This is a genomic window from Chthoniobacter sp. (genome assembly GCF_040003245.1).
Taxonomy (GTDB): domain Bacteria; phylum Verrucomicrobiota; class Verrucomicrobiia; order Chthoniobacterales; family Chthoniobacteraceae; genus Chthoniobacter.
The window spans coordinates 1-8,741 of record NZ_JBDUCX010000270.1; the positions used below are offsets into that span (position 1 = coordinate 1).

The window sequence follows — 8,741 nt, forward strand, 5'->3', positions numbered from 1 at the left end:
AAAAGCCCAATCCAACTTCACGGGCGCCATTAAAGCATTTCTGATCTAAAAAGTCAAGCAAAAAATGCAAAAATGTGGTGTGTCCGGTCCGCTTTCAGGCGTAAAGCAGCGCGCCCCAGTAAGATAGGCGGCGGCGCGACTTGGCGCCGCTGCCTAACAATATTATCCTCGATTTTGGGCGGACCAAGTGTAAGGTAAACTATGACGCACGCCCCATCGCTTAAAGTCGAGGCGACGGCTGTGCGGGTGAGTTATTCCTCCTACCTGATTCGAGCGGCTTGTGCGGATGCGTGGGATTGGGTGGGCCGGCATCGGGCGCAGGTGGCGGTGACGACGGGCGTGATCTTTTTTGGCGCGGCGTTTCTAGTGTGGCTGGTGCGCGGGGGAGAGGCGGAATTCCTCGCGCCGGCGTTGGCGGGAGTGGTGGCGATATTGCTGGGTGACATCGGCCTCCTGGCGGCACATCTGTTGTATCTTGCACCGCGGAAATTGTGCGCGGCCAAGCAGCAGCAACTGGAGGCGGAGCGCCGGAAATTCGCGGTGGCCCTCGAGAAGGAAAAGCAGACCACGCACCTTGTCATGGCGGAGCGCGATGTCTTGAAGGCCCGACTCGAGGAACGTCCGCTGCGCCCGCTCGAATTGCGCGAAGAAATCGATCAATTGATGGCCGAGGCGGAGGCGCTGCTGGAGTCGGAGGAGAGCACGATGATCGGCGAATCGGAGTTGTGGTTCGACGATGTGGAACGATTTGCCAAGCGCCACTTGAGCCCGAGCCAGTACGACCAACTCCACGCGGCGGCCCTGCCGGATCCGGCGGAGAAGGGAAAACGGCCCCGCAGCCGGTCCGGGAGTGCGCCGGTGCTGCAAGAGGAGTCCGCGGTCGCGGAGCGATTGATGAGGATCAACGCGGGACTGCGGGAATTGCGGCAGGGAATCGGCGGGTAGAGTCGGGGGACAAAGGCTGTGGAAAAAGCGGGATGGGCATCGGCGGCTAAGAACGCACGCGTGGCGGGATTGACGCTGCGCTTTCATCCTTCAAAGTAGCGATCCCCTTCATGAGCCCCCAACCCCTCCGTAATTCCCTCCTGTTGTTGCTTGGCGTGTCGATTCTTCCGCTGGCGGCGCAGACCCTGCCCACCGCGCCGAAGCCGCTGCTGGTTTCCGATCCGGCGCTGCGCGTGGATGTCTTTGCGACGGGTGCCGATGTGGAAGCCTGCACGACGGTGTGCGGGGCGCCGGATGGGTCGGTGTATGTGGGCAATGATCTCCGCGATGAGCGGCTGAGCACGGACCAGCCGGCATGTTCGATCGTCCGCTTTTCCGGCACGGGGACGGACCGCAAGCGCACGGTGTTCGCGGACAAGATTTACTCGCCGGCAGGGAGCCTGTGGCATGACGGGTGGCTCTACGTGATTCATGATCCGCTGCTGACGCGGTTCAAGGACACGGATGGCGATGGGGTGGCGGACGTGCGCGAGGATCTCATCACCAATCTCGGCATCGTGCCGAACGCGGGGCTGAACGATCACGTGGTGAGCGGGTTCACGCTAGGGATGGATGGATGGTTTTACCTGAGCGTGGGCGACCGCGGGATCTTCGAGGCCAAAAGCGCGAAGGATGGCTCGATGGTGACACTGCAAGGCGGCGGCATCGTGCGTTGCCGGCCGGATGGTTCGCAGCTGGAGATTTATTCCGGCGGCACGCGCAATCACCTCGAGGTGGATCTCGATGCTTTCGACCGGCCTTTCACGCGCGACAATACCGACGACGGCAACGGCTGGTGGACGCGGGTGACGCATCACATCGAGGGCGGCTATTACGGCTACCCCTTCTATTTCAAGGAGGACACGACGAACGGGCTGCTCGCGCCCGGGCCGCAGAAGCCGCAATTCACGGCCACCGCGCTGTCCCCGAATGAACGCTTCCTGCCGGCGATGACGGATTTCGGCGGCGGCTCGCCGACGGGCGGACTCGTTTACATGAGCGATGGGTTGCCGGAGAAGTATCGCAACGTGCCGTTTTTCTCCGAGTGGGGAAAGAGCGGGGTGTATGCCACGGACCTGGCGCGCGAAGGGGCGACCTACAAGGTGACGAAGGACACGGCGCTGGTGACCGCGGACAAGGGCGGCGATTTTCGGCCGATGCAGCTTTCGGTAGCGGCGGACGGCTCGCTGCTCATCGCGGACTGGGGCTGGGGTGGCTGGAAGGCACCGAAGACATTGGGCAGTGTGTGGCGGCTGAGCTGGCCGGAAGCGCGCCCTGCGCCGCGCGTGCCGGACACCGCACCCGTGCCGCCGCTCGTCGCCGCGCTCGGTCACGCGGACCGCGACCAGCGCCTGCGCGCGGAGTTCGCGCTGATCAAGAAGGGCGAGGCGGTGGTGCCGCCGTTGATTGAGGTGTTGCATGATACGGCCGCGACGCCGGTGAAGAAGGCGCACGCCTTGTGGACGCTGGATTTGATCGGGGAAGCTTCGCCGGAATTGCGCGACAAGGTGACGGGGTTGATCCGTCAGGTGCTGGCCGATCCCGCTCCGGAAATCCGCGCCCAAGCGGTGCGCGAACTGGCGATGCGGAATATCGCCCCCGCCACGGACGAGATCATCAAGGCTTTGAAGGATAGCGACGCGGAAGTGCGCTTGCAGGCGGCCATCGGGCTCGGGCGCATGCGGGCGCAGAGTGCGGTGCCGGCGTTGATCGGCACGCTGTCCGAAGAGGATCGCTGGATTCGTTTTGCCGCGCGCGTGTCGCTGATGAAGATCGGTGACTGGACGAAGCTGGCGCCCTCGCTGAAGACGCAGGATTCGCGCGTGCGCGAGCAGGCGTGGCTGGCTTTCGATAGCGCCTTCGATCCGAATGCGATCGCCGTGCTCGCGCCGATGGTGCACGACGAAGATGCGTCGGTGCGCGCGCGGGCGGCGGCGGCGCTGGGCCGCGTCTCGTACCTGCCCGCGGCTTATGCCGGGACCTGGTGGGGGACGCAGCCGGTGAAGAATCCGCCCCCGCTCAATACCATCGCGTATGCCGGTACGCCGAAGGCGATCGAGGCGCTGACCGCGGCGCTTTCCGATACCGATCCGACGGTCTGTCTCGCGGCCGCCAAGGCGCTGGCGCAGGGCATCGGCACGGAAGCCTTGCCCGCGCTGCGGGCGCGGTTGACGGCAGAGGGCGACCCGGGTGTGCGGCGCCAGCTCATCGAGACGCTGGGCGTGCAGAAGGATCCCGAGGCGCTGAATGTTTTCACCAAGATCGCGCTCGATGAAAAGGCGGACGCGGATTTCCGCGACACGGCCATCGCGGCGGTGGCGAATATCGGCGGCGACGAGGCGAAGAAGACGATCGTGCAACTGGCTGGCGCGCCGCTTTCGCACATCGCCACGCGCAAGGTGATCGAAGCGGTGGGTGAGATGAAGGCCACCGCCGCCGCACCGGCGATCCTGCCGCGCTTGAGCGATTCGGATTCGGCGGTGCGCATGGCGTCGGCGAAGACGCTCAATGCGCTCGGCCACAAGAGCTGGGCGCCGGGCACCGCGGAGGCGTTGCTCGCTCTGCTCGACGACAAGGATACGAAGATCGTGACCGCGGCCATCGAGGCGTTGAGCAACGCGCACGAACCGGCGGCGCTGCCGCGTTTCATCGCGCTGGCAGAGAAGAACAAGTTTCGCAAGGAGACGGTCGGCGCCATTGCCTCGCTGGGCGGGGAAGAAGTGATGCCGGTGCTGATCACGATGCTCGGTGATCGCAACATCCGCGTGCGCCAGGAGGCGGCGAAGGCGTTGCGCAAGTATCGTGACAAGGCGTGGCCGATCATCAGCGGAAAATTCCTGAGCAATGAACTGCCGCCGGAATACGAGCCGGAAGTCCGCAGCTTCTTCGATAGTGGGACGATCGTGAAGTGGAAGGTCATCGGGCCATTTGAAAACGTGTGGGAGGCGGTGCATCCGCCGGAGACGGACGCACTGGCGCAAGACGGCCGGCCCGATCTCACCAAGAAATATCTCAACGCCGAGGGCAAGGAAGTGGGCTGGAACGACGTGAGCGGCAATGCCGAAACCGGGCGCGTGGATCTGGGGCAGGTCTTCCATAGCAATGGCATGGTGTGCGCCTACGCGTATGCCGAGATCGAGTCGCCCGAGGCGGCGGACGGCAAGCTTTTCGCGGGCAGCGACGACCAGATGGCCGTGTGGCTCAATGGCAAGAAGATGCATGACAGCGGCGCCTCCAGCCGCGGCTTCGAGGCCGACCAGGACCAGGTCGAACTGCACTTCAACGCCGGCAAAAATCAACTGCTGGTCAAGGTCGGCAACTTGAGTGGGACGTGGGAATTTGCGGCGCGCCTGCCGGGGTTCGACGGCACGAAGTATGTGCAATCCAAGGAGGCGACGCCCGAGGACAAGCAGCGCGCCTTCGCCCTGGCCACCAAGCTCGACGGCTCATGGCTGCACGCCGGCGATCCGAAGAAGGGCGAGAAAGTCTTCCGCGATCAGACCGGGCCGCTGGCGGGCATCTGCGCCACCTGCCATGCCGTAAAAGGGCAGGGCGGGCAGGTCGGCCCGGACCTCAGCGCCATCGCGGCGAACTACAAGCGCGCGGATCTCATCACCTCGATCCTCGAACCCTCGAAGACCATCGCGCTCGGCTTCGAGCAGGTGATGATCGAGACGAACGGCGGGGACAGCTTCTTCGGCGCGCTACGCGCCCAGAGCGGTGCCGACCTGACGATCGTCGGCGCTGATGCAGTGAAGCACGTGGTCAAGAAAGCCGATGTGAAAAACCGCACCGACATGAAGACCTCCATGATGCCGCAAGGCCTGACGCTGGCGCTCAAGGCCGAGGACTTCGTCGACCTGATCGCGTTCCTCGAGACGTTGAAGGGGAAGTGAGGCGGTGATTTAATGACTGGCTATAGCTGGTCTTCCCGCAATCGGTGTCCCTATATTCCGGCTAATGAAAACGCGGATGCCAAAAATTCCTGCGAAAAGGCACGAGAAAACAAGGCTCGAAAAAGTCACGACTTCATTGTGGGACCGGATGGAAGATCTGGTGATCGAATGCGACTCGCTACCGAAAGATCTCTCCTCAAGTAAGGCGCACTTAAAAAGCTACGTTAGAAAGCGTCTTCGAGGTTGTACCGAAAGTTTTTGAGACTCTCCTCACGTGTCACCTAAGCTGAGCCAGACTGTGGGGCAATCCCGTCGAATAACCGGTGACATCGCTGGTAGTGCAACGGGGTTCTTCGACTCCGTTACACTCCGCTCAGAATGACACGCAAGGAGGGAGTTTTGGTACACCGGAACACCCCTTTGAGGATGCTGTCTGGGCGCCAGTTCAGAGCTTCTTGATGAAGATGTTCTTGAACTGCACCGGGTCGTTGTGGCCGGCGAACCCGAAGAAGCCGCTGGTGCGGTCCTTCCCGGGGTGCTTGCTGTGGGCCATGACGTTTTCCATGTCCACCTTGCTGAGGTCGGCGTCGAGGATCACGGTGCCGTTGAGTTCGACCTTGATGGTCGAGCCCTTGACGGTGACTTCCTCGAAATTCCATTCGGTGATCGGGTGCTGATAACCGCGCGCGGCGGCGACCATGCCGTAGGCGCTGCCGTGGGCCTGGCGCGGGTCGATGGGAGCGGGCTTGCCGGTCACCTTTTCCTTGTTCACCTCGTAATTGTCGTCGAGCACCTGGCACTCGCACATGCCTTCATAAGCCGCATTGCCGCTGCTCGGGACGCGGATGGCGAGGCCGTTGTTGCCGCCCGGAGGGAGCTTGAATTCCACGCGGGCCACGAAGTCGCTGAGCTCGGTATTCCAATACGGCGTGCCGCCTTTCTTTTCCTGCCAGACCATGGCGCCATCCTCTACCTCGACCACATCGGTCGGGCCGGCCCAGCCGTCCAGGTCCTTGCCATTGAAGATGCTTTGGAAGCCTTCGCCGCCTTTGCTGGCGAGGAATTTGTCCGCTTCGTCGCTGCCGATCTCGCGGACGAAAAGATTGCGCCAGCGGATCTCGCTGCCGTGGGTCTGGAGCTGGATCGGGCCGCGCGGCAGGATCGGCAGGCGCTGCTCGACGGGCTTCTTCTTGTCGAAATAGTTTTCGAGGATGGCGTGATCAACCACGAGTTGGTCATTCAGCCACACGCTCACGCGGCTGCCGACCATGAGGATGCGGAAATGGTTCCACTCGCCGAGCGGCTTGTCGGCATGCACCAGCGGGTCCTTGCCGGGGGAGCCTTTGTCGTTGTTCCAAAGTCCGCCGGAACCTTTGTCCTGGCCGAGGCCGCGTGGGTCACCTTCGGTGGTGTCCCAGATCTGCACCTGCGGCACGCCGCGCAGATAGATGCCGCTATCGCCCTTGGGTTGCATCTTGTAATCGACGAGCAATTCGATGTCGCCGTAGTCCTTTTCCGTGGAGAGGTAGAGGCCCTTGCCATCATTGACGATCTCGTCGCCTTCGACCTTCCAGTGCGCGTTGATGTGATTGTCGCCTTTCGCGTTCACGAGCGGGCCGCCTTCGATGGATTGCTTCTTGTATTCCGCCTGCTGCTCCGGGGTCAGGGCGACGAAAGTGCGCGGGTCCGTGGTGCCCCAGCCGTACCAGCCCGCGAGGTCCTTGCCATTCCAGAGCGCAGTGAAACCGGCTGGCGGTGCGTCCGCGGCGCGGAGCGCGAAGGGCGAGCCGACCAGGGCGAGCGCTGCGGCGGCGAAGCAGGAAGACCGGAGGAATTGCGAACGGGAGGTGATCATGATTGGGAAGCGGAGATAGGGTGGGAGCGCCATGGGAGGCGGTATCCGCGACGATCATCAGAAAGGTGGATTCTTAGCAATTCATTTAACGAATGAGATTAAATTGGAAAATCGGGAAAGCGGTTTGCGGAAGGATCATCATGGGTGCGATTCGCTGCGATTTGCTGGCAGCCGCCGCTGCCACCTCCTTCAGGGACAACCTGCGGTTGGCCTCGCGCTCCGCTTGAGTCCCTGTAAGAAGAGAAGCTGGAAGCGCCACCTTCGCATGGGGGATGGGTGCGATTCGGTGCGATCTCCTGTTGGGAGCAGGACAATTCAAAGGTCGGAACCAGTCGGAACTCTCTGTAAAAAGACGCGACCGAGCGGGGCCGGATCCTTGGCGGGCAGGCGCTCCCGCCCTACGCCAGCTTGTCAGGTTGGTGCTCGTTCCGTGGGTTGAAAATGGAATCATCTCGAATCGCGTCATTAGGTTCATCGTCCGTTTCTTCTCCCGTCCGTCCCGTCATACTCCCTGCCGAAACCTTACCTCACCTTTCCGGTAATCAGGATAGCATTTTGATCGGGAAAAGCAAATGCGCGGACCGCACACCCCAAGATGAGTCCTGGTGGGCCTCCGCCTCCCGTCATGGCGGTAAAGCGGCTCGGTCCGTCGCCTTGACATTCGACGGCAAAAGTAGAAACAGAGGGCGTGGCCCGGAAACTCCGTATTCAATTTGCTGGGGCCGTGTACCACGTGCTGGATCGTGGCGATCGACGGGAGGCGATATTTCGAGACGACGAGGATCGGCAGCGTTTTCTCGACACGCTCGCGGAAGCTTGTGGGCGGACGGGCTGGCGGATTCATGCATATGTATTGATTAGCAACCACTATCATCTCCTGCTGGAGACGCCGGAACCCAACCTGGTCGCCGGTATGAAGTGGTTCCAAGGGACGTATTCGATCCGGTTCAATTGCCGGCACAAATTGCGCGGGCATCTTTTCCAAGGGCGCTACAAGGCGGTGGTCGTCGATCCGGAGGAAAGGCGATATTTCGTGACCTTGAGCGATTACATTCATCTGAATCCCGTGCGAGCCGGGCTGATTGGGCTGGAGGAGAGGCTGGTGGACTATCGCTGGAGCAGTTATCCCCTGTACGTGCGTAATTTGGCGACACGACCACCGTGGATGGAAGTGGAGACGGTCCTGGGAGAACTCGGCTTGGAGGATCGAGCGGGGGATCGGCGACGCTATGCGGAGCACATGCGGCGGAGGGCGAGCGACGAAAGGAAGGGCTCGCAGGAGCGGGGGCAGGAGCTACAGGAATTGCGCCGGGGTTGGTGTTTGGGCGGCGTGGCCTTTCGCCGGCGCGCTTTGGGAATGATCGATGGACTGACGGATCGATGGAAGCGCAGAAAACAGATCGACGGGGGAGCGCGCCGCGAGCACAGCGAAGGCGAAGCCGCATCCTTGGTGGAGTGGGCGTTGCGCATGCTCGGGTTGACCGACGAAGAGCTCGCCCGGATGAAAAAGAGCGACGCACGGAAAATCGCGATTGGAAGACTGGTGCGAAAGCGGACGCTGGCCAGCAATGGTTGGATCGGCGCCCGGCTGTCCATGGGCGACGCCACGCGGGTGAGCCGCTATTGCGGGAACGCTGGGAGCGAAACCGACCGAAGCGTCCAACGCCTCCTGAGCGAACTGGAGAAAAAGGCAACATGCAAGGACTGCCCCCTCCGTTTTCTCTTCCATTAAAAAGAGCATTCTTTAAACGGAAAGTGCGAGTATATGGACTTTATTATTTGCCGGCCCGTTTGCTAGGACGTCAGGTCATGGGACAACTGCTTAGGATTGATAGTATAATAGTGTTAAGGAAATCTTCGCCAAATTAATATTCGTGAGCGGGGTCAACTCCTGACACAGATGAGTCCGATTTACTGCCTCGAAGCCGCCGATGCGAGAAGCGTCTGTCAAGTTGGCCTGCTCCCCAAAAGTTGATCCAAGTGTTATGAGAGTTGGCGGCGCGTGA

At 61.8% G+C, this 8,741-nt stretch carries 4 protein-coding genes; 3 read left to right on the forward strand and 1 reads right to left on the reverse strand.

Annotated elements, in window-relative coordinates; translation table 11 throughout:
* Nucleotides 1-201 precede the first annotated feature (201 nt).
* Together ABJF10_RS26365 and ABJF10_RS26370 are read left to right on the forward strand one after the other, a co-directional pair.
* Nucleotides 202-945, forward strand: coding sequence for a hypothetical protein (locus ABJF10_RS26365; protein ID WP_348547611.1), 744 nt, complete (start codon nucleotides 202-204; stop codon nucleotides 943-945).
* Between the two features lie 110 nt (nucleotides 946-1,055).
* Complete coding sequence (locus tag ABJF10_RS26370) at nucleotides 1,056-4,880, forward strand: PVC-type heme-binding CxxCH protein (RefSeq protein WP_348547612.1); 3,825 nt, start codon at nucleotides 1,056-1,058, stop codon at nucleotides 4,878-4,880.
* A gap of 445 nt (nucleotides 4,881-5,325) precedes the next feature.
* On the opposite strand, the gene ABJF10_RS26375 is transcribed toward ABJF10_RS26370, so the two are convergent.
* The gene (locus tag ABJF10_RS26375; protein WP_348547613.1) at nucleotides 5,326-6,735 is read right to left on the reverse strand and encodes a DUF1080 domain-containing protein; all 1,410 of its coding nucleotides are present in this window, start codon (nucleotides 6,733-6,735) and stop codon (nucleotides 5,326-5,328) included.
* A 724-nt stretch (nucleotides 6,736-7,459) separates the two neighbouring features.
* Between ABJF10_RS26375 and ABJF10_RS26380 the strand changes: the two genes are divergently transcribed.
* The gene (locus ABJF10_RS26380) at nucleotides 7,460-8,467 is read left to right on the forward strand and encodes a transposase (RefSeq protein WP_348547614.1); all 1,008 of its coding nucleotides are present in this window, start codon (nucleotides 7,460-7,462) and stop codon (nucleotides 8,465-8,467) included.
* The last annotated feature ends 274 nt before the right edge of the window (nucleotides 8,468-8,741 follow it).

Bases quoted from the DNA above. Each gene is read 5' to 3' on its own strand.
- ABJF10_RS26365 (WP_348547611.1), top strand. From the start codon at position 202: ATGACGCACGCCCCATCGCTTAAAGTCGAGGCGACGGCTGTGCGGGTG.
- ABJF10_RS26370 (WP_348547612.1), top strand. From the start codon at position 1,056: ATGAGCCCCCAACCCCTCCGTAATTCCCTCCTGTTGTTGCTTGGCGTG.
- ABJF10_RS26375 (WP_348547613.1), bottom strand. From the start codon at position 6,735: ATGATCACCTCCCGTTCGCAATTCCTCCGGTCTTCCTGCTTCGCCGCC.